The following is a 22,816-nucleotide window of genomic DNA, read 5'->3' on the forward strand; positions in this document are numbered from 1 at the left end:
ATGTGAGCACTTGCAAACTTGGCTGGCCCATAACCAATTCTCTCGTTTGTTGGCTACGTCCATTTTTCACCAATACGCCATAAAATGAAGGGTATAGCTTACTTTTTAAAAAGTCTGCGATGGGTAATTAAGCTGACCTTCTGCAAGTGTGCTCCATGAAAGTAAATACCTTGAGCCTTGCGCGGCCATCGCTGTAACGATGACAAAACCAGCGAATGGAGCTGGTTTTGTCTAAAGGAAAAATTACGGGGCAGATTAATTAGGTTGGTTATTAATCAAGTATTTGCTTCATCCTGTGCGCCTAAATGTCACTCAATGTCATTTTTAACCGAGAGTTAAAATGGAGACGACGTATGAGTGTAAGACGCAAGCATACTGACCCGTAAAAGATCATCGCGTGTAAGTCTTTCCTCTCTCTGGTGGTGTTAGCCAGCTTGCAAAGCTGCATCAGCCAATAAGATACTGCGTGCGCTCAACCTCAACTAAACGATAAATTGATGGGATGAGGTGGGAATTTCAATGTGAAAATATCTTTTTTTTATCTTATTCTACATAAGGTTACGTGTTTTTTCGCTCGGGTACTTTATGAACGTTAGGGATAGGTAGAAGAGCGTTCAATCAAGAATGGGCTGTCCCCTTCTTGATTGAACGATGATTATCGAGTTTCTGCCAGCATACGGGTGATAACCGCGCGAACCGCGTCATCAAGTTCTGCCTGATATTCAGCAGGTACCCGCGAAAATTCATAAGTGATCAGACGCTTTTCCGTGTCAATTTTCTTGCGGGCAAACTGCTTTTTATCGGCAAAGTCAGCCAATTTTTCCGTAATAATCTTTTTGCGTGCAGATACAGACCTGGCGTCGGCTACTGCAGCGCGAAAATGTTGAAGAATACGTGCTTTAACCGCCGGATCGTCAGTAGCAGGAGCAGCCTCGTCGCCCAACCGAGCGCGGACGGCAGCGGCGAGATCGGCTGCACCAATATTTTTATGGCTGGCTTTTTCAACCACATCCAATAGCGTCTGATAATCACTAATTGAGAGTTCGCTGACGGCAGGAAAAATGCCTATTACCTCGTCCGGTACTGAAGCTGCCTGGAAGGCCCGCGTCACCTTAGCAGGCGACAGGCCTTCCGCTGCGGCAATTTCAGACTGGCTGGTTCCCTCCGGATACATCAGGCGAAGCCGTTTACCCAATTCACGAAGCGTGTGCTCGCGGGCAGTCTGGATATCTACGGCCAGCTGCCTGGCATCAGCCAGCGACAGCGCATCTCGCGTTACCAGCACTTCAAAAGGCGTGCCCTGATAGATACAGGCTGCCCGCCGACGTGAGCCATCGAGAATTTCAACTCGGCCATTTACTTCCCGGCCAATGGCAGGGAAGAATTGCTGCAATTTGATGGTTCGGGTGATGTCACTGACGGATTCCGGCGTGAGGAATGCCTGATCGCGGCCGTTTACTGCGGCATCGACAAAGGTTTGAGATTCAATATCGTCGTGCAGAATTTTTGTCAGCGTGAAGCGCGCTTCCGCACCCGATTTGAGGGTAAATATACGTTCACTCTCTGACTCATTCATCATTTTAGAAAAGCTGGAATTCCCCAGCTGCCGGCCCAGTTTGACCATACCCTTTTTCATTTCATCCCCCTTACAAACTCAATCCGTTTAAACACGGCCTGGGTGAAGCGTTCTGCTTCGCGTTTAGCATTTTTTAAGGCTTCGGCGCTGCCGGGATAAGAGCTGGGATCGGCGCTGATAATGGTATCAAAGCTCTCACCGCAACGTTCAAAGCCATCCAGGCGAGGCAATGTGGCGTCCAGTATATGTGAGGTGAAAACATCACGTGCCAGACCGTGGGTCATTTCATGATCGCGCTTAGCCGTCATTTTGGACATAAAACCGATGTTGCCCTTGATGCGTGGCGTGATCCCCTCCTCCTCGAGCTGCTCAATCATTTCAGGCAGACGCGTTAAGTATTTCAATGTGGAGTGAAAATCGACCTGCGCGGGAGGCGTTGGTGTCAGCAACAGGTCGCTCGCGGCCAGTGCATTGAGCATGAAAGCGTCCAGGTGTGGTCCGGTGTCGATAAAGATAAAGTCATAATCATCTGCTACCCGATCAATCAATGTGCGACGCAACACTTCTGAAGGCAGCATGTTGGGCAGATGCTCTTGCACCAAATCGTTCCACTGACTTGCGATAAATCCGTCGTCTATAGAGGCCGGGATCACGTCAACGCCCGGAATAATCGTCGGCTTGATAATGTCCTCTTTTATCTGGTCGGCATCCAGGTCGTTCAGCATGGCCTGCGCAGCCGTTTCCATAATGGAACCGATGCTGTTGGCATGATTCAGGAACATGGTACTGGAGGCTTGTGGATCGAGGTCAATGACCAAAATTCGCAGGTCGTGTTGCAATAAATCCTGATGGACGCGTAGCCCGTGCGCCAACGTAACGGTGCTGACAGTTTTTGATACGCCGCCTTTTAGGTTTACGACGAACATCACAAAAGGACCTTCGCCAGCATGCAGATCGCGATATTTAGGGACCTTGCGGTGCGCGTAAATGTCGACAACATCTTGGATGGTCAGGGCGTAATGTCGAGCATTCCCCGCATCCTTTTTGCCAAATACGTGCCCTTGCTGCTCCATCTCTTCAATGGCTTGCTCAACGGCTCTGCGGCTCAACTTGGGTAAATTGGCTACCGAGTTTCGGGTGAAGGTTTGATAGTACTGATTCAGCCCAAATTCACTGCGCCTGTCGCTGATATCATCGCTCATACTACGAAGCATCGCATTGGCCCTGCGCGCCGTCTCATCCACCCCGCCGTAATGACTTTTCATCTTTCGCTCCGTTAGCATTTTTTTGCTAGTGTACAGAGATGAATGCTGTGTGCAACATTTAATGAAAAATCATAAAATCCTTGTCGGTCAATTATCTCTTGATCGCGTTGCTATTCTTCAAGCACCGTTTGCTCAGAGAGACGGTTTAATTACTTCATGCCTTACCGTGTAAAAGCCTCAACGTCGTGAAAATTACCCATTTAGGTTTCATGTTTAAGTTGTTGTTTTTTATGTATTTTTTAAGATTATTTCAGGTTGAAATTCCCGTCTTTTCACATGGTCTGCGGCCGGTCAGCTTATCCCCTCCCCTCTCCGCTAAGCAGTGTGGTTAGGCGATTTAAGATCCAGCAGTCATTCAGTGAATATCGCTAATATCCCTTTCTCTGTAAATCATGGCTAATGCATCAGCGAAATCAGCGTAACAATCACACTCAACTAAGCTGAACACGATGGCAGAGAAACGCGACAAGTTTCGCTGTAGAAGAATGAGCATGAGGAAAAGCATGTTAATAGCGCAAATAAGTGATATTCACGCCGCAACCGATAATCATTTTTTAGATGACTTTGAGCGGGCACTACAGTGGCTTAGCCAATTATCGCCTGATGTCCTGGTGCTGACCGGTGATCTGATAGACGAAACATGGCATGAAGGATATAAAAAAATTGCTGGTCTGTTGAATGACCAACCTTACCCTACGCTGCTGTTACCGGGGAATTCAGATGATCCCGTGCTTATGCGGAAGACGTGGAGTGATACGTACTGGTTAGCTGATGAGCCATCCGCATTGCTGCATTTTCGCTATAGCACAGAGAGCCTTGATCTACTCGGTATTGACTCAACAGTAAGCGGCCATGTGCATGGACGCTTACAAGGCCGGCTCGCCTGGGTTGAGGAACATCTTATGCAATCGGGTACCAAGCCCTCCATGCTGTTTTTGCATCATCACCTGTTTCCGTCGGGTATTCCAACCTTAGATGAGACAATGTGTCGCGACAGGGCTGAGCTGGAACGGATAGTAATGAAGTACCCCGGACGAGTTTTAGCGATTGCAACCGGACATGTTCATCGGCCGGTTGCCGGCACGTTTGCAGGCGTTCCAACCAGCATATGCGGCGCCATCTGTTCGGCGAATCCATTATGGTTCGAAGCGCCAATTATCCCTTCTGTTGGTGAACCGCCTATGTTAATGGTCCATCGTTACGTTAATGGCTGCCTAAGTAGCCATCACGTTGCAATTCGATAAGGTTTTTAGGCTGATAGTAGACGCGTAGGATGTATCAATACCTGAAAGGCTTCTCCACCCAAAGATGAGACTTCAAAGGCGGGCGTTACGCTTCGGCAGCATCATAAAACTCATCATATAACTGGCATCCCAGCGAGGCGGCATCCGTCATTAAGCACAGCTCGACATCTCTACTGAAGCCACGCTGCTGAAGTTCAAGCGCAGACGCGCAGCGATGCAGCGGCTCTAACTCGCGCTGTTGACACGCCTGCCATGCCGCAACCGCCGCCTGAGCTTCCGGTGAGCAATCTTTTCGCCCGGTGGCCGCGATAATACCGCCAGCAGCAACATAATCTTCGAGGCAGGGCCGCAGGCTGCCATCAGGCCACCGTTCGCCACACGGCACCAATAAAATACGGTTAAAGCCACGACAGAGCGAGGCTGTAGCGGAAAGGTTCCTAAAGCATCCGCTGAATACCGTTGCATTGGTGTCGCGTGCCTGAAACGAGAGTGCTGAACCATTCGGAGAAGGCAGAACCAGCGCGTCACCCTTATTAATGTGTTGAATGGAGGTAGGGGAAAGACTGTAGCCCTCACCCGTAAATCGACTGCGCACGCTGGCGACCTGTGCCGCGCGTAACCGAGCGTACGCGTGCGCGGAATCTGTTTTCCAGGGGTAAGGGTAAATACGCGCGCCCTTTTCAACCGCCAAACTGACGCAGCTGGAAAATGACATCACGTCGATGATGATCACGCAGTCAACGCTCCCTGCCATGGCATTGATGGCTGCAGAGCCCCACTCCAGGCGGACCTCAAACTGCGCCTGCTCAAACCATCTCATCATGTCTGCCCCTTCTCTATTTTACGTTGCGTCAATGGTAGCGCGGCAACAGCCGGAAGGCCGATATCACATGTGAGTTTGTAGTTAAAAAAATCCCGCTTTTTTTACAAAGCGGGATACATGACATTAGCGCGAGGTGCGTCTTTTACGCCACCAGAATAGCGTGATAATCAACGCGGCTCCTGCTGCCGCCATCCCTATTCGCAAGATCACCAGCAGCGGCGACGTCTCCCCCCCGGCGCGAAGCACGCTAACCCGTTTGGTGCTGATCTGCACCGAACTGTGCCCGATATCCTGCATCACATAGTTAGTGACCGCCGCAATTTGCGCATCATTTAGCGAATCAGCAAACCCGATCATCCCCTGTCCGTGCTCAGGCCAAACACCCTGCAGGACGGCCATGGCGACGTTATCGGCAGTGGGTTTGTTGAGTATGGGATGCGCCTGCAAGGGCGGCAGCCCGTTGAGCCCTTGACCTGAAAGGTTGTGGCAGGATGCGCAGTTGTCACGATATACCCGCTCACCTTCGTGCATTCCTGCAATCGTATCTGGAAAATCATTGCCCTGAACGGGCGTAAGGCCCTTTGATTCCAGAGGTGAAGGGGCTTCGGTAGTTGCGGGGAGCAAATAGGTCGCTATCGCGTCACGATCTTGCGGCGTCATACGCGAAAAGCTTTTATCAATGGCTTCGCGCATCGGACCACCTGCCGTTGCACCATTTGCCGCATGACCGGTTGCGAGATAGTCCGCCAGCATTTGTCGGGTCCAATGCGATTTACCCTGAAGCGTGGCCGCAGTGATATCCGGTGCATACCACGTCCCGAGTGAAGCGCCTTGCAGATTTTTTGAGGGCTGTTCCGCCATCAGCACATTGCGCGGCGTGTGGCAGGTGCTGCAGTGCGTTAACCCCTGCACCAGATAGGCACCGCGATTCCACGTTGCCGACTGTGACGCATCAGGTTGGAAGACTTGGGTATCAGCAAACAGCAGATTCCAGGCCGCCATACTAAAGCGCAAATTAAAGGGAAAAGGCAGTGCGGTCTTTTCTGCTGGCGTGTCCACCGGCTGAACACCCTGCATAAAATAGGCATACAGCGCAGACACATCGTCATCGGTGAGTCGGGCGTAAGCCGTATAGGGCATCGCGGGATAAAGTTGTTTTCCATCGGCGCGGACGCCCTTACGTAACGCCGCAGCAAATTGCGCTTCGCTGTAGTTCCCAATGCCCGCCGTTTTGGAGGGCGTAATGTTCGTGCTGAAGAGGGTACCGATCGGGCTGGCAATCGCATGCCCACCGCTGAACGGGGCGCGATGCTCTTCCGTATGACAGGCGCCACAGTCACCTGCGATCGCTAAGTATTCGCCGCGTTTGATCAGTTCGCTTTGGTCTGCCGCGTGCGTTTGCACGGCAGCAAAAAGTAGCACGCCTGCGCCACTTAGGGTGGTCCAGTATTTAGCCATGCTGGGTCTCCTGCAAAATTTTGTCCGCCGTACGCAATGCCAATGCCATCGCCGTAAGCGTCACGTTGCATGTACCCACGGTGGGCATCACGCCGGTCCCCACCATGAACAGGTTAGGGTGGTCGTGTGCCCGCCCCCAGGCATCGGTTACGCTGGTAGCCGGATCCAGCCCCATCGATAACGTGCCTGTAATGTGCTGGCGATTGGAGAATTTCCCGCTTTTACTGTGGCGAACATTCGTGGCGCCGAGTTTGGCGGCGATGGCGTCATAGCATTCGCGGGTTTTTGCTGTGCCTTTAACCACATAGTCATCGATGTTCCAGAACAAAGATGGCGTTGGAAGACCGAGCGGGTCTTTTTTGTCACTCAGCGTCACGCGATTATTCGGATCGGGAAGTTGCTCGAGCGCATTTTTAATGCTTAAGCGGCGGGCGGCTCTGAAACGGATTTGCTCCTGTAATTTTTTACCAAAATAGCCTTCTGAGAGAGCTTCTTTTGTGACGGCAGCCACCTGCGAAGCATTGGAGATATCAATGCGGAAGGGGGCGTGTTCACTCCGAAATGCGCCATCGCGGAACTGACCGATAGAGCAGGGGCTAACCGGTCCCCGCCCGGGCCAAATCTCTTCATCTACGTCAAAGGTTACGCCGATAGCTGGATGGTCGCACAGGTTACGTCCTACCGTATCGCGCGCGTTTGCGATGCCATGCGGGAAGGTGTCACTCACCGACATCAGAAGCAGCTTGGGCGTCTCGATCGCGTTGGCGGCCAGCACAAACGTCTCTGCGGTGATGCGATGGCTCGCTTTATTCCAGTCAAAGTAATTGGCCGCGATAATGCGACCCTGTGTGTCATGCTCAAGCTTGTAAACCACCGCTTCAGTGACAACCCGAACGCCACTGTTCTCTGCCTGCTGTGCCGCGATACCGCCGTGATATTGCGCGTCAATCGGACAGACCGGCATACAGTTGTTGTTTCCGCAGCAGGCCGGACGACCATCAAAGCTGCGGCTGTTTCGGCCGGTACTGTCATCCAGCACGGTAAAATCAGGCGCAAGGCGTGCGGTGACGCGTTGCTGCAGCCAGGATGCCGGTACGCGCGCCATGGGATAGGGATGGCGGCGCGGCGAGCCGTTATCGGGCGAACCGCCGACACCGGCAATACACTCCGCCTGATAGTAATAGTCTTCCAGATCGTCATAGCCGATCGGCCAGTCTTTACCAACGCCATACTGACTGTGCTGACGAAAATCATTCGGCACAAAGCGCCACAGCTGTGCGGCCCAATGCCAGCTGGTGCCGCCAAACATGCGGATGTATTGCGCCGCGAAAGGGTGCGGGCCAGCTTGATGCAAATAGTCATCCGGCTCAGGCGTATAGCGCGGGTGAGGCGCCATCGGTGAGAAAGGATAGGGGGACATAAAATCGGACTTAAACGCCGACGCGCGGTAGCGCGCCACCAACTGATCGCGATCAATTTTTGGGCCTGATTCCAGCAGCACCACAGATTTGCCAGCGTTGGCCAGACGGGTAGCCAGCAACGAACCGGTGACACCAGCACCGATCACCACCACATCGGCGGAAAGGGGATTATTCATGGGATGTTCACTCTCTCAATCAGGGCTGATGCGCCCAGCTACCGATGGGGCCATACGAGAAACTCGGTGGAACCAGCTTGTCACTCACCGCCTGCGCGGCCAGCGTATTAACGTAGGTCACATAGCGTGCGCCTTTGCCTTTCCCCACCACGCCGTTGTACCAGCCGCCAAGGATGGCCTGCGCGATTTTTTCACTCTCCGCATCCGCGGAAGAAAACGTCAGACGATCCTGCTGTAATAGCGCCGGTTGGTTTTGTAGCCGATTTTTAAGCTGCGTCAGAGCGCTGGCGAAGCCGGGGTGTGTTTGCTCCAGCGTCATCAAGAGTGCCTGTGCCAGGGTTGTATTGAGTTCATCCAACTGGGTGAGTAGACGAGAGATCTGCATAAAATCCGCCAGCGCCTCAGGTGAAGCGGGAGATTGCGCGGCCTTGAGAGGGGGCAGCGCGAGAAACTGACCGGTGGCGCTGGTCAGCGTGACCAGCCCGAGCAGCTTAAGCGCACGGCGTCGTGAATAGTGCATTGATAGCTTTCCTGGTTTAAAAGGACGCCCACCGTCACGGTAGGCGACAAAAGTTGATTAACGGCGACGGCGTCGCCATACCACGATGATCAGCACAGCCAGTAGCAGCGCGCCTGCAGCGATACCCGCTTGAGCAAACATCACTAATGATGATGCAGGACCACCCCGACGGCTCTCTGCCACCTGTTCCGGTGACACGGTCACATCAGCATTGCCATAGTTATGCAGAATCCAGTTGGACAAGGTGGCGATTTGCCGATCGTCAAGATGATTGAGGGCATTCGGCTGAGCACCAAAAGGCGGCATATAGACGTCTCCTTCGGCAGTATGGCGCTGTACGCCTAAGAGAATAGTGGCGATCAGGTTAGACGGGTTTGCTGCACCCGTGGCGCTGTTATGGAACAGGCTTGGGTAGAACGCATCCTTTGTGCCCTGCGCGAGCGTACCGTGGCAGGATGCACAGTTGCCTGAGTACAGACGTGCACCCGCATGGTCGTCGGGGAAGGTAAGAGGGGCACCCCGAAACGCCGTGCTGTTCGCTGCATTGCCCTGCTGGAAGCGTGACGAGCCAGAGGCGGGCGCGCTACTGTCCCCTATGCTACGCATGTACTCGGCGATAGCCGCCAGGTCGTCTTCTGACAGATACTGGAAGCTGTGCGTGATGGCTTCAGCCATACTGCCTGCGGCTTGGGCTTTGCCCGCCAGTCGGCCTGTTTTGAGATAAGTCACCAAATCGTCTTGTGACCACTCGCCAATACCGGAGGTGGCGTTCGCCGTAATATTGGGCGCGTACCAGGCACCGACCTGTGCGCCAGTAAAGGCCTCGCGTGGTTTTTCCTGCATTAACATGCCACGAGGCGTGTGGCAGGTACTGCAGTGCGTCGCACCGTCAACCAGATAGCGCCCCCGATTCCAGGCTGCGCTCTTTGTGGCATCCGGCGTATAACCAGGCGCCTTTAAAAACAGGGCATTCCAGAAGAACAAGGAGACCCGGAGATTGAGCGGGAAGGGGAGGTGAGTCTGCTCGGTGACGCGGTCAACGGGTTTGACCGCTGACATGAAGTACGCATAAAGCGCGTGTACATCTTCATCGGTCAGGGTGGCATAGGCGGTGTAGGGCATCGCGGGGTAAAGCCGCGCACCGTCGGCGCGCACCCCTTTGCGTAAGGCATCCGCAAATTGCTGCTCGGTGTAGGTACCAATGCCGGCGGTGTTGGACGGCGTGATATTGGTGGCGATAATTTGCCCTACCGGCGAATCAATTGCTTTCCCCCCCGCAAAGGGTTGGCCGTGTTCAGTGGTATGGCAGGCGGTGCAGTCAGAAGCGATTGCCAGATACTGCCCTTTTTTTATCAGTGCATCATCATTGGCCCGTGCTGCGCCGCCAATGAGCAGCAAACTGAGCGCGAGCTGTTTCAGCTTCAGCATCTTCAAGCCTCCTGCGCCTGTTTGACAATGGCATCAGCAGCCTTGAAGGCGAGCGCGACCATGGTCAACGTGCTGTTACCGCAGGCGGTGCTGGCCATGGCGCCGCCACCGGGCAGAAACAGGTTAGGGTGATCGTGCGTGCGGCACTCGGCGTCAACGACGGAATTGGCCGGGTCAAGGCCCATAATAGTGCCACCCATGATGTGCTTGCTCTGATTAAACTGTTTTGAGAAGACGCGGTGCGTAGCGCCCATCGCATCGGCAATCCGGTTGGCGATTGGCAGGGAATACACCTCCAGCGAGCGGCGCACGTAGTCACCTACGTCATAGTGGATGGCCGGTTTTGGCAATCCCAACCCATCTTTTTTATCGCTCAGCGTCAAACGGTTATTGGCATCGGGCAGGATCTCATGCGCCAGTACGATATCGGCAGTACAGGCGGTCATCCGGCGGATCTCTTCGTCCAATGCTTTACCCACCAGCCCCTTCTGCAGCGCATCGAAGGTCACAAAGCGATTACGCGCAAAATTATTAAAGCGGAAATAGGCACCCGCGTGCTCAGCGCGGAAATCGCCCTGAGACGTCTCCATGATGCCGCTGTTGACCACCGGCCCCACGCCCGCCCAATAGGGCTCCTCCAGCGTGACTGTCATGGTAATTTGTGGGTGATCCATCATATTGCGACCCACCTGGCCAGAGCGGTTTGCAATGCCGTCCGGATTACGCCCATCGGCTGACATCAGCAGCAGCTTCGGGGTTTCCAGGCCGTTGCAGGCAATAATAAACAAGGTGCCGCTGACGCGATGGCTTTGCCGCTGCGGATCGTAATAGTGGACCGCTTCAATGCGGTTTTGCGCATTGGTTTCAATACGCCAGACCACCGCGTTGTCGCGAATAACAGCGCCTTTGGCTTCCAGCCGCGAGAGTGCGGTCGCGCCATCATATTTCGCGCCAATCGGACAGACCGGAACACAGTTATTATTGCCGCAGCAGGCAGGGCGATCGTCATAGGACGTGCCGCTGTTACGTGCCTGTGCTGTAGGGATATTGTTCAGCCCCAGCTTTTCACGGACGACTTCGGTGAAGCGCGCCTCGCCGGGGCCAAACGGCAAGGCGGGCATCGGATACGGTTTTGAACGCTGCGGCGGCCATTGCAGGGCCTGATCGTCTGGCCCACACACCCCGAGCTGGTATTCGGCGCGCGTGTAGTAAGGTTCTAGCGTAGCGTAATCAAATGCCCAGTCGCGTCCCACGCCGTAACGTGAGTGCAGCTGCATATCGGCTGGGGTTAAACGCCAGCAGGTACCCGCCCAGTGCCAAGTCGAGCCTCCGGCATAGCGCACGTAGCTTTGCGCATAGGAATCGGTGCCACTTAATTGCAGGTAACCTTTTCCCGCGCCTGCGGGTTCTGGGTGCGGTGCCCATGGGCGTGAAGGGTAACACTCAATGGGATTGCCCTTGGCCGCAAGCGGGAGATTGCGATAATTCTCAACAATTTCTGCCCGCGAGACGCGCGGACCGGCTTCCAGCATCAGCACCGGTATACCGGCGTCAAGCAGCTGTTCTGCGATAACGACACCGACCACGCCAGTGCCAACGATTACGACAGGGGATTGTGAAGACTCAGCCATTTTTACCCTCTTTGTCAGGTCAGAATTGCGGTACGGGAAGCACCGGGACGTTAGCGCGTTGCCACTGGTTAGGACCACTGATGCCATAAGAGGGAATGGTCAGGATATCCTGTGTGGTGCGCCACGTGAGGGCCTGCTCAAACGCAACGCTTTTCGCGCTGCGCGTTGCGGTCAGGCTACCGGTGTACCAGCCAAAGATGATGCGATAGGCGAGAGCCTGTACCGGACCGGCGGGGATCGCGGGGAAGAACGCTTCCACGACCGTGGCCTGCTGCGATCGCGCAATGGCGAGCAACTGGCTGAGTTTCTGCCCCAGCTGAGCATCTTCCACCTGCAATAATGCCAGCATGCGTGCGCCCACTGCGTCGTCGAGCTCGTGGTTCACCAGCAGACGCGAAACCTGCATAAACGGAATAAAATGAAGTGAGGAGTCGGCGAAAGCCCAACGCGGCAGCGCCGCGCTGACCAGTCCGCCAGCCACCATCGCCGCACCTGACAGCAAAACTTGCCGGCGTGATAAGTGGACATGGCCTGCTGGCAGGTCACGTGAAGTTGACATGATAAATCCCTGTTAATGAACACGGCTCAAAATCACCGGGTCGCCAGGAAAATTCATGGTAACCGGGCGTGATAATTGCTATGCGTTAGTTAGTTTTGTTGTTAATAATTACTATTGTTATTATCATATTAAATGGACCTTAAACAGAACCGATACAAAATTAACATTCCTGTTCACTTTTTGCGGCTAATTTGCACAGCGTGCTATCGAATGAAAGGCAAGTCACCGTAGAAATGCGCTTCCTTCACAAGGCATCAGCTGAGCGAATTTGGCCGCGATAGCGTGCAATCAGAAGGCAAGATAGGGGGTTATTTCGCCGATCGTTTAAAGCCTGACTCGCTACACTCAGTAAAAAAGTTCAGGCCTGCTCTATGCCTTTGAGAAAGTTTCGCCTTCGCACGCTGCTTATCACCCTCTCAGTGGGTGGCATCGTTTTTACCTCCTGCTTTCTGCTGGGCGCGCTGCTGCTTTTCCAGAAGAGCAACATTGAGAGCAGCCTGCTCGAAAGCAACATCGCCTATGCCCGCAAGCTGGCGGAAACCACCGATTTATATCTGGCCACGGCGCAGCGCGAGCTGGCATGGAGTGCGACCCAAATCCGCCGCCTGGACGATATTCACCTGCTGCAGCAAGAAACTGAGCGGCTGCGCATGCAGTCAGGCTTTTTCAATTCTGTGGTGGTGGTTGACCGTCACGCCGTGATTACCGCGACCTCACCCGGTAGCCTGAACATGGTGGGCGTAAAGGTCTATTCAGAGGTTAGCCGCCGGGCGATAAGCACGCAAAAGCCCTTTATCTCTGCGCCTTATACCTCGGTCTCGGGCAACTACGTGGTATTCATTTCCCAGCCGCTGTTGGCCTCTGATGGCCAGTACCTGGGTTACATGGGCGGCACTATTTACCTCAAAAAACAGAGCATGCTGAGCACTATTCTGAGCCAACATTTTTACGGTAAAAGCGCGACCGTCAGTATTGTCAGCAACGATGGGCTGATCATCTTTAGCCATGATCCTGCCTGCGTAGGCGAGCGGATGACGCTAAACGCGCAGCTGCTAAAACAGGTGGCGACCACCGAAACCGGCCGCTTCAGCGAAAAGAGTGGCGGCAAGGTGCTGCTCACGGGCTACGCCAGCATGCATGTAACAGACTGGAATATTTTTATCGCCGGGACATCTGAAACGGTAGAAAGTATTTTGATCAAAACGGTGCTGAACGCGTGCTGGTTCTTGCTGGGTATCATTATTTTGACGGCTGCGGTTATGGCGCTTTTAGCGGGGCGCGTGGCCTCTCCGCTGGAAAAGCTGGCGGACCGGGTGCGAGATGGAGGAAGCGACGCGCAGGCGGCTTCACTGGAATCGATTAACGGCTGGTATTACGAAGCGGATCGCTTAAAAGAGGCGGTGCAGCTGCACCGCCATGCGGTTGCCGGTCGTCTGGCCGTGCTTCATGACGAAGCGATGACGGATCCGCTTACCGGTCTGCTGAATCGCCGCGGCTTTTACACGCTGGTGGAGAAATGGGATAGCGAGCAGCCCTTCTGCGTGCTGGCCATTGATATTGACCATTTCAAGAAGGTGAATGACTGGTACGGGCATGATGCCGGCGATGCCGTGCTGGTGCAGATTGCCAGCCTGCTTCGCGACGCCGGGCGAACCGGTGATGTGATAAGCCGCTTTGGCGGAGAGGAGTTTATCCTGCTGCTGCCGTTAACCGCGCTGGATGCCGCAGCGCGCATCGCAGAGCGCATGCGTAAAACGGTAATGGCCACGACGTTCCCTTATGCGGGGGAGATCACCGTGTCGGCGGGCGTTGCCAGTTTTGAGGGGCTTGAGGGGCTTGAGGTTGTGCTGCGCCGTGCAGATGAAGCGCTTTATGAAGCCAAAAATGCCGGGCGCAATAAGGTCGTGATGGCCACCTCCGCAGGCTTCATCCCGTACAGCGCAGCGCAATTGTCCTAGCGGTGCTGCGGGCCGTGCCGCGCGGGATTATGTCTGCTTTCCGTGCGGCGTGCGCGGCAGGGGAGGAGCTTTGAGGGTTGAAGGCCTGCTACGTTCGTTAGAGAGTGATGATATCTTCCCTACAGTGAGACAGGCTCATGGATATCACGCTATTTTGTTGCGAAATCGACGGGATTTTTTATCGGACGATCGAGCCGGACTCTCGTGCGTTTGCGCTGTCCGGCTCCAGACTGCCAGGCCGCTATTCAAGCAGCCTGCAACCTACGCTTTACCTGAGCGCTTCGCCGGAAGGCGTTGAGGCCGCCATAAAATCACATACTCGCGCCAGGCGCGCTGACCTCACCCTGGTTGCGGCGGCGTGGTAACGGCTTACCAGCCTTTTTCTGGGCTCTTGGTGTAAGAACCACTGCGAAACGTGGCGTCGATGGCGTTACGGCAATCTTCCGTGCCGCGCGGATTGGCGTCGTTCTTACAGGTCTCAAATTTAGCGTTACGCTCTTTGTCGTGCGCCTGATACCACTCGATGCTTTTTGCCTCGTCATCACATCCGGCCAGCACCAGGGCACTCAGCAGCGTCAGGGAAAGTAATCCTGTCTTCATTTATTCTTCCTTTTCGTCAATCAGTTCCGAGACTGATTATAGCGGTATTCTGCTGCCATCTTAACATTTCCGAGCCGCGAGGTGAGCGCGGTGCGTTTCTGCCTGCGCGCGGTCGAAGTTACAGCGGCGGCGAGACCGAAGCGCGCCAGCGATCGGTTCCATGCGTTGATGGCACCGATCGCTGCGGTGAGAAAGCGGGTCTCCTCAACGGTAAAGGCCGCGTGCACCTGCGCATAGAGCGCATCGGAAATGGGCTGCTGCGCCAGGCGCATGCGGTAACACAAGGTACGAATGGAAGACGCGCTGAAACCAGCGGGGTTGACGCTGCCGCAGTTCTCGGTGATGACCATGCTTGCCGCCTATCCTGGCGCATCGGGCGCGGAGCTGGCGCGGCTGTCGCTGCTGACCCCACAAACCATGAGCGTTATTGTGGCGAATCTGGCGCGGCTCGGCATGATTCTTCGACGTCCACACGCTGAGCACGGCAGAATTCAGGTTATCGCACTCTCGGAGGCTGGGCATGAGGTGCTCGCACGTAGCAAAGAGGCGGTGCGCAGCGCTGAAGCGGGCCTGCTGGCTGATGTCACGCCGAAAGATGAAGCCATCGTCAGACGATGGCTGGTGCAGATCGCCCGGCTGCCGCTTTAGCGAAAACGCGGTAAGCAAAGCGGGCCATGGGGAGGGCAGGAAAGCCGAGTCTCGGTGCGCTCGCTCTCTTGTTAGTCGACCCGCAGCGCATCATACGAAACCACAACGTGTTCTTGAAAAGCCGGGCGCGCGAGCAGGCGCGCGTAGTACGCGCGTAAGTGGGTGAAAGGCTGCCGCACCACATCAATGTCGTAGTATCGATAGAGAATATGCCCCAGCTGAATATCGGCGAGCGTAAAGGTGGCTCCTGCCAGAAACGGATGCTCTGCAACCTGTCGATCGGCAATAGAGAGCGCGGCCTCTAACTTGGCCATCGCCTCTGCAATGGCGCGGCTGTCGCGATCCGCCTGCGGCGTGCGCACGACGCGCCAAAACACCGGGGCGGTGAACGCCATGGCCACATTGATTTTCGACCACTCCGCCCAGCGATCCACATTGGCCCGGGCAACGGGATCGGCTGGCCAGAAGCTCTCGGTGCCGTAGCGGTTCGCCAGGTAGCGCAAAATGGCCCCGGTTTCCCACAGCGGCGGATCGTTTCCCTCTTGCAGCACCGGCACTGTACGATTCGGATTAAGCGCAGCGAAAAAGGCGGTATCGGTACCGCCAAAATGATGTCCTACGTCATGTCGCACATGCGGCAGGTGCATTTCCCCAATGCACCACATCAACGCCTGCACGTTTGATGATGTTTTTCGTCCCCATACCGTGAGCATTTGAATCCTTCAGGCAAAGCGCTTCCCTGCAAAATACCATCACCTGCCTCTCGGCAACAGCTGCAATCCGCGTTTCAGGCCTGCCGCCTGACGAGACAGGCTCCTACCGCCATTCTGCCTGTTATGCAGTGTGGTGACCCTATTATTTGTGACGCCAATCACAGTAATTGCTGAAGCTCTGGCGCTGAGCGTCGATAACACCCGCTCAGCGCACCTTTATCGCTGAGCCCGATTCATGAGTACTGATTGCGAACGGACCTGCTTTTAGCCCTCTTTTTTACATCATCAGCACCCTTTTAATTACTGTGGAAATACGATTATGTCTGCGATCACGACACTGTGCAGGAACGTCCTTAATTCCCGTTTTGCTACGCGCGCTCACCCCGCTGACGGCATCTTTAACTGCCAGAATCTGCCTGACACGCTCTCGGCTATTGGCCTCAGCAAGCGAGCTGCGGGTATTTTACTGACCTTCGTGCCGCCAGAAGCCGACTTTCAACAGGTCAATCAAGCCTGGCAGCGGTTCACCTCAGCGGATCTCACCGTAATAACGCTCTCTTCCAACGGTGCGCTCAGCGCCAGTGGCAAACAGTCCACCTATTGTAAAGGTGATGGGCAGGAGGGCAGTTGGCTCTGGTTACCGCGTAGCCTGATCGCGGAACATGAAACGCACGTCGTCGATCTGCATCTTCATGACACCCACACGGCCACCGATCGCATCAGTGCCATTCAACGCGAGCTGGCTGCGCTGAAACTGCAAATGCCGCTCTCCGCCGATCGTACCTTTGCCATGATTTACTGTGACGGCCTGTCGGCGTCTGAAGGATTTCTGATGCAAGCCTGGTATAACACCGGCCGTTTTCCCTGCCTGGCGATCGGCGGGTCGGCGGGCGGCCGCACGACCTTTGACGGCACCTGGATGGGCCTCGGCGGTCGCGTACTGCAAGGCAAAGCGCTGATCGTTTTTTGTCGAATGGCGGCAGGAAAATCGTTTTCGCCTTTCAAAAGCCAGAACTTTGAGCCACTCAACAAAAGCTGGCTCATCGCCGAGGCCGATCCGGTAACGCGCACGCTGACGTCTGTGTTTAATCAACAGGGGCAGCAGCAATCCTTTACGCAGGCGCTGGCGGAGCACCTTAACTGCCAGGAGCACCATCTTACCGAGCGGCTCAAAGGACTGACGTTCGCCGTGAAAGTGGGTGAGGCGTTTTTCATTCGTTCTGTCGCCAAAATGGCCCCCAACAGCGTGCAGTTTTTCTGCGATCTTGAGTTTGGCGACCGGCTTTACCTCATGCGCGAAACGGATTTTAAGCAGGCAACGCAACGTGACTGGCAGGCCTTTACTCAGCGTCACGGTAAACCGGCGGCGATCCTGATGAACGACTGCATCCTGCGGCGCGTGGGCAATGCCGACCAGCTTCACGATGCGCATTTCTTCAAGGGGATCCCCGCGGCGGGATTCTCTAGTTTCGGCGAAATCCTCGGCGTGCCCATCAATCAGACGCTGTCGGCGCTGGTGTTCTTTAACCACGACGCGCGCGCGATGGCACATTTCCCCGTGGAGTATGCCAGCTATGCGGCGCACTATGCTCAACGCGCGCTGCGCCGCTGGGAGACGCTTAACCGCGTACAGTCCGGCGTGCTGGCGCGGGTGGTCAATTATCAGCAAGAGTTAGCGCCCATTGTGCAGGCTCTGCCGGTGCTGGAAGCCGCTACGCAGCATCAGAGCGACGCGCTGGAAATGGCCGAAAGCGCCATTCGTGGCATCAGCCACAGTGCGAAAGAGAGTCAGCAGGCGCAGAGCCGCTTGGGTGAAGGGCTTGACGATCTGGAAGCGATCTCCAACGGCATCAGCGTCATTACGCACGGCATCAGCAATATTGCCTTCCAGACCAATATCCTGGCGCTTAACGCCGCCGTGGAAGCGGCGCGCGCAGGCGAAGCGGGCAGGGGATTTGCCGTGGTCGCGGGCGAAGTGCGCCGCCTGGCCCACTCTTCCAAAGAGCAGGCGGAAGCCACGGCAAGTAATATCGACGATGCTGTCAGCACCATCTCCCGTATCCGCGACGTAGCGACTCACACGGTACTGACCGCCACGGATATGGCCGATCGCAGCATTCATGCGGCTGATACCATTGCGGCAATGAGTCATCGTACGCGCGAGGAGCGTGCCGACATGACCCGACAGCTGGATAACCTGCGTACCTTGACGGCAGGCATGGATGCCATGCAGGAAGCGGTGGCTGAACTGCACGTGCTGCAAACGCTCTCTGCGCGGCGGTAACGACGCGCCCGTGGGGACGGCATATCTAGCGTGTCCCGCCGGGAGGTGGCGCGAGCGTTGGGGCAAACCAAGGCGTTACAAGCAGATGAGGGATCGCCAGCGCGGCAAGGGCCGCAAACAGGGGGCGCACCTCGCCCGATCCCGCCGGTAATGTTATCCATGCGGCCATGGCGGCCAGCGCGATGGCTGCCATTAACACCGGCCAGGTGGCCCGCAGGTACTCCGCGTAGCTGGCACATCCAAGCTGCCGCCGACGTTGTTCCGTCTGCGGCAGCGCATGCAGAAGGAGAAAGCCGGTAGAGAAGCCCACGAACGGCGGCAGCAATAGCAGCGCTGCGGTGCCCGCGAGCAGGGACTTGTTGCCGCGCACCGCGCCCATAATCAGCAACCCGCTGGCGGCGACGGCGCCTGCCGCAGCCAGCGTGGTCGTAAGGAGATCGCGCGCAGCAGGCGCCAGACCCGCAGCGGAGAGAATGGCGCGGTATTCACTGTGGTAACACACTGCGGGTGTGGCAATCAGGCTAATGCCGCGGCCAATACGTTCCAGCAGCGGCCCGTCTGGCGCATCTTCCCAGCCAAAGTGCAGCGCCGAGGCTATCAAAAAACCCGGCAGCGCCCACGCGGGACTCTGGTGCCACCATACTAAACACAGCACGATAGCCAGCCCATAGCAGGCGAGGAACAGCCGCTGCTTGTGAGGCTGGACAATGGCAAGGTCGCTGGCACCGTGCGCCATGCCAATCCCTCCGATGGCGACAACCGCAAACACCAGCTGAACCACCAGCGGACTGACTGCAGCAGCCAGCGCCGCCGCTGCCAAGAGCAGCTGCGCGGCGTGCCGCTGAGGACGCATCATGCTCGGCCTACACCCTTACGCGCCTGGCGCAATGCGTTTTCCAGGTTCGCCGCCGCATAAAAGGCATAAATAACTTTGGCCGTGATATCCAGCATTAAAAATAACCAGATGGAGGCGCTGTCGGTGATGATGCCTATGCCCTCGGGTCCGATTAAAAAGACGATGGGATAGATAAACCAGACTACCGTGAGCAGTGCGACGTTTTTGACGTATGCCGCAGAGGCGGCGTGGCCTTTTTCAGCTGCCAGCGTGCGTAACGGACGCCATAACAGATACAGCACGCCGAGGAAGGCCGCGCAAGACCACAGGTACCATACCCATTTTACCAGAGACGTTTCCGCCAGTGACGAGAGCAGTCCGGTGACAATCATCATCACATCCAGCACCACAATCGCGGTGATCAGTCCGCCTGTTTCTGCAGGTTTACCGCGATCGCCCGCCGCTTGCATCACCAAACCGGCCAGTAGCAGCGGCGTGGTGATAGACCAGTCAGCGTAGCGCGCCAGATACACGGGGGTTCCGTTTGGCAGAAGCAGATTACCCACACCTAACGCCATGGCCAGGTAAGCCGTGGCGGCGATAAACGGCACTGAAGCATGCAATAACGTGTGCGGATAGGATGAGGCGGTTTTGCCCCCTGTGGCATAGAGGGCCAGTGATGCGATAGCCATGACCGAAAAACCGATCATGAATGCGGTTTGATCCATGTGAATGTCTCCTTGGCTGACAGGCGAAAAGGGAGGGAACGGTTGAGTTAAACATGTGCGTTCTGTCTTAAGAATAAGGAAAGTATAAGAAGTGCTGAACAGAGTTCAAATGCGCTGCGCGGCAACGAGGTTATTTTTGACCAAGGAGATGCACCGTGCCGGATTAAAGAATGACAATCGCGGTCTGCTTTGTAATTTTTGATGTGAATTTATGTCGATTCGGTTTCTTATAACGCTTTTTTATATCAAAAATATTTAATTATATTAATTAAATCAATAGCTTATATTTAATGTTTTTAAGTGGCACACTTGCGTGAAATGGCGAGATTAATTGATAATTAAATAAAATTTTTAATTTTCTGCTATGGGCGGCGTGATTGAATCCTGACGTTTGTTTAAAACGTTAAAAGCAGTAAGGCGTTTATCATTCACTGGAGAGGATTATTTTCCTGGTCCACAGGCTCTCTCTTTCTTGATTAACTATCGCTTAAAAATGCGAGGGCCTTTCCAACGCTTCGGGTGCGTCGTGGCGCAGCCATCTGAACCCATCGCTGAACTATGCGTTAGGCTGCGTCCGCATGCGCGTGTCGTCTCTCGGCGCGCAACACCAGCCTGATACCGACGGTGGAAATCGCCATACCAACCGCCATCTGCCACGACAAGGGTTCATCAAACATCGCCCATGCCCAAAGCATCGTGATCGGTGGACTCAGGTACAGCACGGTGGCGACGCGGGTAGCGGAACTCCGGCGCAGGCAGAGCCAGTAAAGACCATAGCCGCCAAAGGTGGGAAGGGTTACGGTCCACACGACGCTCAAGGCAAAGCCCACGCTGGGAGGGGGAACGAGACTGTGCTGTCTTCCTTCAATCACGGCAAACGCGATGCTGGAGACAAAACACTGCAGCCAAAGATTGGGCAGCAGCGGCAGGGTGTGAGCATCGCGGATGCGTTTCTGCCACAGGGTAGCGATGGCCAGGGAGAGCATACCGGCTATGGGCAGCGCATAAGCCCAGAGCGGCGCGTTCCCCATGCTCAGCGCACCGTACGTCGTGCCAATCACACCCGCCATGCCTATGACCAGACCCAGCCAGACCCGGCGGCCAAGGCGTTCGCCAAGAAAGGCTGCGGCTAGCAGCGCCATACCCAACGGCAGCATATCTGCGCACAGTGCGGCCAGTCCCGCCGGTACACCGAATGCAATGCCCTGGGTAACGCCAAGCATATAACCCGCCATGGCAAGCAACCCGATACCGGCGTGTTTGGCCCACAGCCAAAAGGGCGTTTTCAATAGCGATCGGTAAACGAACGGAAAAAGCAGCAGCGTAATGACCACGCAGCGCCAGAACACCACCAGCAAGGCAGGGGCATAGTCAATAGAGAAGCGCGCGCCGACAAACCCCGAGCTCCAGGACAACAGGAGACCCGCTTCCAGGACAGGCAGCGGGAGTGCGTGAAGCCAACGGCGATGAGCCGATCGTGTTTTTTGCGGGGGCGTGATTAATTTCATCCCCAAAGGCTACGAAACGGGGCTAATATGGTAAATCAAAATAACTTGTATGAGTTGTTTATAAAGAGTGAATCATGACCGCGAGTTTACACATCGATTTGCTGCGGACCTTTCACACCGTAGTGCGCATTGGCAAATTCAGCGCCGCTGCTGCGCTGCTGCACAAAAGCCCGGCGGCCATCAGCACCCATATTCAACGGCTTGAGGCGGTGGCGGGGGGGCAATTGCTGCAGCGCGATAACCAGTCCGTCAGGCTGACAGCGTTGGGCAAACGCCTGCTACATTCCACGGCTGAGCTGTTGCGCGCACACGATCGGGCGCTGGCAGATCTGCGAGGCACCGACTTTGTCGGACGCGTCGCCCTCGGCGTGCCTGACGAATATGCCACTCAGGTGATTGAAGAGATTTTGCCGACGTTCAGCCACGCCTGGCCAAACGTGGTGCTGGAACTCAAGCTGGGGCCCAGCAACCAGCTGAAAGCATGGACGCAACGCGAAGAAGTGCAGGTGGCGGTGATCGTCCAGCCGCAGGACGAACCTTACCCTGATGCGCAGTTGTTGATGGCCACAACGCCCGTCTGGGTCGGGGCGGCGCACCGCCGCGTGGCGCCGGAAGATCCGTTACCGCTGGCGGTATATGCTGAACCCTGCGTGTATCGTAGAGCCATGGCCGCGTCTCTGGACGCGTCAGGCAGGCGCTCGCGTATCGTGCTGGAAAGTCATTCCAGCCAGGCAGTGAAAGCCTGCGTCGAGGCAGGTTTAGCCATCAGCTTGATTGACCGGGGTAAGATCTCCAGACGAATGCAGATTCTGGACGAGATGCCGACCATCCCCGACCACCATATTTTGTTGATACGCAGTGCCGCGGCGCGCGATGATGAGATTGTCGCACTCCTGGCACAGACCATTCAGCAGATGTTTCGTCTTTAATGCGGCCAGCGCAGCGTCATCTTTTCTGTGGTCCATGATAAAAAGAGGTAAGCATGATCACCGTCGCTCCCTGCCTGCTGACATCGCCAGAATCACGTCTTCTCCTTGAAAAATTGTCGGCTGAACTTCACGCCATCACCGGCGATAGCGGCGGCAGCCATTTTAGTGTCGATGCCATGGACGATCCCCGGGCACGCTGGGTGCTGGCCCGGAACCGTCATGGCGACGCGGTAGGCTGCGGCGCGATCCGACCGCTCAGCGACGAGATTGCAGAGCTGAAAAGGATGTTTTCGGACCGCAGCGCACCCGGCATCGGTCACGCGTTACTCACCTTTCTTGAAACGTCTGCAAAACGCTTAGGTTACCGGACCCTGTGGCTGGAAACCCGGCGGGTTAATCACAGGGCGGTGCAGTTTTATCTTCAACATGGCTTCGTGCGCATTGAGAATTACGGGCCGTATGTCAACCGCCCCGAGGCGGTGTGTTTCGCCAAAGAGCTGTAATACCGTGCG

At 55.7% G+C, this 22,816-nt stretch carries 21 protein-coding genes; 6 read left to right on the forward strand and 15 right to left on the reverse strand.

From position 1 onward, the window contains the following. Nucleotides 1-655: 655 nt before the first annotated feature. Complete coding sequence (locus LU196_RS17830; protein ID WP_232761227.1) at nt 656-1,636, reverse strand: ParB/RepB/Spo0J family partition protein; 981 nt, start codon at nt 1,634-1,636, stop codon at nt 656-658. After that, complete coding sequence (locus LU196_RS17835) at nt 1,633-2,841, reverse strand: AAA family ATPase (RefSeq protein WP_232761226.1); 1,209 nt, start codon at nt 2,839-2,841, stop codon at nt 1,633-1,635. Before LU196_RS17835 ends, LU196_RS17830 begins: the two co-directional genes overlap by 4 nt. A gap of 503 nt (nt 2,842-3,344) precedes the next feature. Between LU196_RS17835 and LU196_RS17840 the strand changes: the two genes are divergently transcribed. Beyond that, nucleotides 3,345-4,085: a metallophosphoesterase gene (locus LU196_RS17840; RefSeq protein WP_232761225.1), complete on the forward strand. Its 741-nt coding sequence runs from the start codon at nt 3,345-3,347 to the stop codon at nt 4,083-4,085. Nucleotides 4,086-4,170: 85 nt separating this feature from the next. On the opposite strand, the gene LU196_RS17845 is transcribed toward LU196_RS17840, so the two are convergent. The 7 genes from LU196_RS17845 to LU196_RS17875 all read right to left on the reverse strand — a co-directional run bounded on the left by LU196_RS17845 (nt 4,171) and on the right by LU196_RS17875 (nt 12,101). Then, nucleotides 4,171-4,905 (reverse strand): 2-phosphosulfolactate phosphatase, encoded by a 735-nt coding sequence (locus LU196_RS17845; protein ID WP_232761302.1) that lies wholly within the window; start codon nt 4,903-4,905, stop codon nt 4,171-4,173. Nucleotides 4,906-5,031: 126 nt separating this feature from the next. Then, nucleotides 5,032-6,366 carry a cytochrome c gene (locus LU196_RS17850; protein WP_232761224.1) on the reverse strand — a complete coding sequence of 445 codons (1,335 nt, stop codon included), beginning with the start codon at nt 6,364-6,366 and terminating at the stop codon, nt 5,032-5,034. Then, nucleotides 6,359-7,963, reverse strand: coding sequence for a GMC family oxidoreductase (locus tag LU196_RS17855; RefSeq protein ID WP_232761223.1), 1,605 nt, complete (start codon nt 7,961-7,963; stop codon nt 6,359-6,361). The genes LU196_RS17850 and LU196_RS17855 overlap by 8 nt, the downstream gene beginning before the upstream one ends. 19 nt (nt 7,964-7,982) lie before the next feature. Further along, nucleotides 7,983-8,483 (reverse strand): sorbitol dehydrogenase family protein, encoded by a 501-nt coding sequence (locus tag LU196_RS17860; protein WP_232761222.1) that lies wholly within the window; start codon nt 8,481-8,483, stop codon nt 7,983-7,985. A 57-nt stretch (nt 8,484-8,540) separates the two neighbouring features. After that, nucleotides 8,541-9,911 (reverse strand): cytochrome c, encoded by a 1,371-nt coding sequence (locus LU196_RS17865; protein ID WP_232761221.1) that lies wholly within the window; start codon nt 9,909-9,911, stop codon nt 8,541-8,543. A gap of 2 nt (nt 9,912-9,913) precedes the next feature. Beyond that, a complete protein-coding gene (locus LU196_RS17870) occupies nt 9,914-11,542 on the reverse strand; it encodes a GMC family oxidoreductase (RefSeq protein ID WP_232761220.1) in 1,629 nt (542 codons plus the stop codon). A gap of 19 nt (nt 11,543-11,561) precedes the next feature. Continuing rightward, a complete protein-coding gene (locus LU196_RS17875; protein ID WP_232761219.1) occupies nt 11,562-12,101 on the reverse strand; it encodes a sorbitol dehydrogenase family protein in 540 nt (179 codons plus the stop codon). A 371-nt stretch (nt 12,102-12,472) separates the two neighbouring features. Between LU196_RS17875 and LU196_RS17880 the strand changes: the two genes are divergently transcribed. Continuing rightward, the gene (locus LU196_RS17880) at nt 12,473-14,059 is read left to right on the forward strand and encodes a diguanylate cyclase (RefSeq protein WP_232761218.1); all 1,587 of its coding nucleotides are present in this window, start codon (nt 12,473-12,475) and stop codon (nt 14,057-14,059) included. 369 nt (nt 14,060-14,428) lie between these two features. On the opposite strand, the gene LU196_RS17885 is transcribed toward LU196_RS17880, so the two are convergent. Beyond that, on the reverse strand, nt 14,429-14,659 hold the full coding sequence (locus LU196_RS17885) for an EexN family lipoprotein (RefSeq protein ID WP_232761217.1): 231 nt from the start codon (nt 14,657-14,659) through the stop codon (nt 14,429-14,431). Nucleotides 14,660-14,679: 20 nt separating this feature from the next. Continuing rightward, nucleotides 14,680-14,931, reverse strand: coding sequence for a hypothetical protein (locus tag LU196_RS17890; RefSeq protein ID WP_232761216.1), 252 nt, complete (start codon nt 14,929-14,931; stop codon nt 14,680-14,682). Between the two features lie 19 nt (nt 14,932-14,950). Here LU196_RS17890 and LU196_RS17895 point away from each other — a divergent pair, with 19 nt between their 5' ends. After that, a complete protein-coding gene (locus LU196_RS17895) occupies nt 14,951-15,307 on the forward strand; it encodes a MarR family winged helix-turn-helix transcriptional regulator (RefSeq protein WP_232761215.1) in 357 nt (118 codons plus the stop codon). 71 nt (nt 15,308-15,378) lie between these two features. Here the strand turns inward: LU196_RS17895 and LU196_RS17900 are convergent, their stop codons facing one another. Further along, nucleotides 15,379-16,020 (reverse strand): glutathione S-transferase family protein, encoded by a 642-nt coding sequence (locus tag LU196_RS17900; RefSeq protein ID WP_232761214.1) that lies wholly within the window; start codon nt 16,018-16,020, stop codon nt 15,379-15,381. Between the two features lie 319 nt (nt 16,021-16,339). On the opposite strand from LU196_RS17900, the gene LU196_RS17905 reads away from it, so the two are divergent. Continuing rightward, entirely contained in the window at nt 16,340-18,304 is a 1,965-nt protein-coding gene (locus LU196_RS17905) for a methyl-accepting chemotaxis protein (RefSeq protein ID WP_232761213.1), read from the forward strand. Nucleotides 18,305-18,329: 25 nt separating this feature from the next. On the opposite strand, the gene LU196_RS17910 is transcribed toward LU196_RS17905, so the two are convergent. From LU196_RS17910 to LU196_RS17920, 3 genes are all read right to left on the reverse strand, one after another. Beyond that, entirely contained in the window at nt 18,330-19,160 is an 831-nt protein-coding gene (locus tag LU196_RS17910) for a beta-carotene 15,15'-dioxygenase, Brp/Blh family (RefSeq protein ID WP_232761212.1), read from the reverse strand. Continuing rightward, a complete protein-coding gene (locus LU196_RS17915; RefSeq protein WP_232761211.1) occupies nt 19,157-19,867 on the reverse strand; it encodes a bacteriorhodopsin in 711 nt (236 codons plus the stop codon). Before LU196_RS17915 ends, LU196_RS17910 begins: the two co-directional genes overlap by 4 nt. A gap of 563 nt (nt 19,868-20,430) precedes the next feature. Then, on the reverse strand, nt 20,431-21,282 hold the full coding sequence (locus LU196_RS17920) for a DMT family transporter (RefSeq protein ID WP_232761210.1): 852 nt from the start codon (nt 21,280-21,282) through the stop codon (nt 20,431-20,433). A gap of 167 nt (nt 21,283-21,449) precedes the next feature. Between LU196_RS17920 and LU196_RS17925 the strand changes: the two genes are divergently transcribed. Both LU196_RS17925 and LU196_RS17930 read left to right on the forward strand, forming a co-directional pair. After that, entirely contained in the window at nt 21,450-22,304 is an 855-nt protein-coding gene (locus LU196_RS17925; RefSeq protein ID WP_232761209.1) for a LysR family transcriptional regulator, read from the forward strand. A gap of 53 nt (nt 22,305-22,357) precedes the next feature. After that, the gene (locus LU196_RS17930) at nt 22,358-22,807 is read left to right on the forward strand and encodes a GNAT family N-acetyltransferase (RefSeq protein ID WP_232761208.1); all 450 of its coding nucleotides are present in this window, start codon (nt 22,358-22,360) and stop codon (nt 22,805-22,807) included. Nucleotides 22,808-22,816 lie beyond the last annotated feature (9 nt).

The organism is Pantoea sp. Mb-10 (genome assembly GCF_021272205.1).
Taxonomy (GTDB): Bacteria; Pseudomonadota; Gammaproteobacteria; order Enterobacterales; family Enterobacteriaceae; genus Pantoea.

Bases quoted from the DNA above. Each gene is read 5' to 3' on its own strand.
- LU196_RS17860 (WP_232761222.1), bottom strand. From the start codon at position 8,483: ATGCACTATTCACGACGCCGTGCGCTTAAGCTGCTCGGGCTGGTCACG.
- LU196_RS17930 (WP_232761208.1), top strand. From the start codon at position 22,358: ATGATCACCGTCGCTCCCTGCCTGCTGACATCGCCAGAATCACGTCTT.
- LU196_RS17855 (WP_232761223.1), bottom strand. From the start codon at position 7,963: ATGAATAATCCCCTTTCCGCCGATGTGGTGGTGATCGGTGCTGGTGTC.
- LU196_RS17890 (WP_232761216.1), bottom strand. From the start codon at position 14,931: ATGCGCCTGGCGCAGCAGCCCATTTCCGATGCGCTCTATGCGCAGGTG.
- LU196_RS17850 (WP_232761224.1), bottom strand. From the start codon at position 6,366: ATGGCTAAATACTGGACCACCCTAAGTGGCGCAGGCGTGCTACTTTTT.
- LU196_RS17880 (WP_232761218.1), top strand. From the start codon at position 12,473: ATGCCTTTGAGAAAGTTTCGCCTTCGCACGCTGCTTATCACCCTCTCA.
- LU196_RS17925 (WP_232761209.1), top strand. From the start codon at position 21,450: ATGACCGCGAGTTTACACATCGATTTGCTGCGGACCTTTCACACCGTA.
- LU196_RS17875 (WP_232761219.1), bottom strand. From the start codon at position 12,101: ATGTCAACTTCACGTGACCTGCCAGCAGGCCATGTCCACTTATCACGC.
- LU196_RS17845 (WP_232761302.1), bottom strand. From the start codon at position 4,905: ATGAGATGGTTTGAGCAGGCGCAGTTTGAGGTCCGCCTGGAGTGGGGC.
- LU196_RS17905 (WP_232761213.1), top strand. From the start codon at position 16,340: ATGTCTGCGATCACGACACTGTGCAGGAACGTCCTTAATTCCCGTTTT.
- LU196_RS17885 (WP_232761217.1), bottom strand. From the start codon at position 14,659: ATGAAGACAGGATTACTTTCCCTGACGCTGCTGAGTGCCCTGGTGCTG.
- LU196_RS17840 (WP_232761225.1), top strand. From the start codon at position 3,345: ATGTTAATAGCGCAAATAAGTGATATTCACGCCGCAACCGATAATCAT.
- LU196_RS17835 (WP_232761226.1), bottom strand. From the start codon at position 2,841: ATGAAAAGTCATTACGGCGGGGTGGATGAGACGGCGCGCAGGGCCAAT.
- LU196_RS17870 (WP_232761220.1), bottom strand. From the start codon at position 11,542: ATGGCTGAGTCTTCACAATCCCCTGTCGTAATCGTTGGCACTGGCGTG.
- LU196_RS17830 (WP_232761227.1), bottom strand. From the start codon at position 1,636: ATGAAAAAGGGTATGGTCAAACTGGGCCGGCAGCTGGGGAATTCCAGC.
- LU196_RS17865 (WP_232761221.1), bottom strand. From the start codon at position 9,911: ATGCTGAAGCTGAAACAGCTCGCGCTCAGTTTGCTGCTCATTGGCGGC.
- LU196_RS17900 (WP_232761214.1), bottom strand. From the start codon at position 16,020: ATGCTCACGGTATGGGGACGAAAAACATCATCAAACGTGCAGGCGTTG.
- LU196_RS17910 (WP_232761212.1), bottom strand. From the start codon at position 19,160: ATGATGCGTCCTCAGCGGCACGCCGCGCAGCTGCTCTTGGCAGCGGCG.
- LU196_RS17895 (WP_232761215.1), top strand. From the start codon at position 14,951: ATGGAAGACGCGCTGAAACCAGCGGGGTTGACGCTGCCGCAGTTCTCG.
- LU196_RS17915 (WP_232761211.1), bottom strand. From the start codon at position 19,867: ATGGATCAAACCGCATTCATGATCGGTTTTTCGGTCATGGCTATCGCA.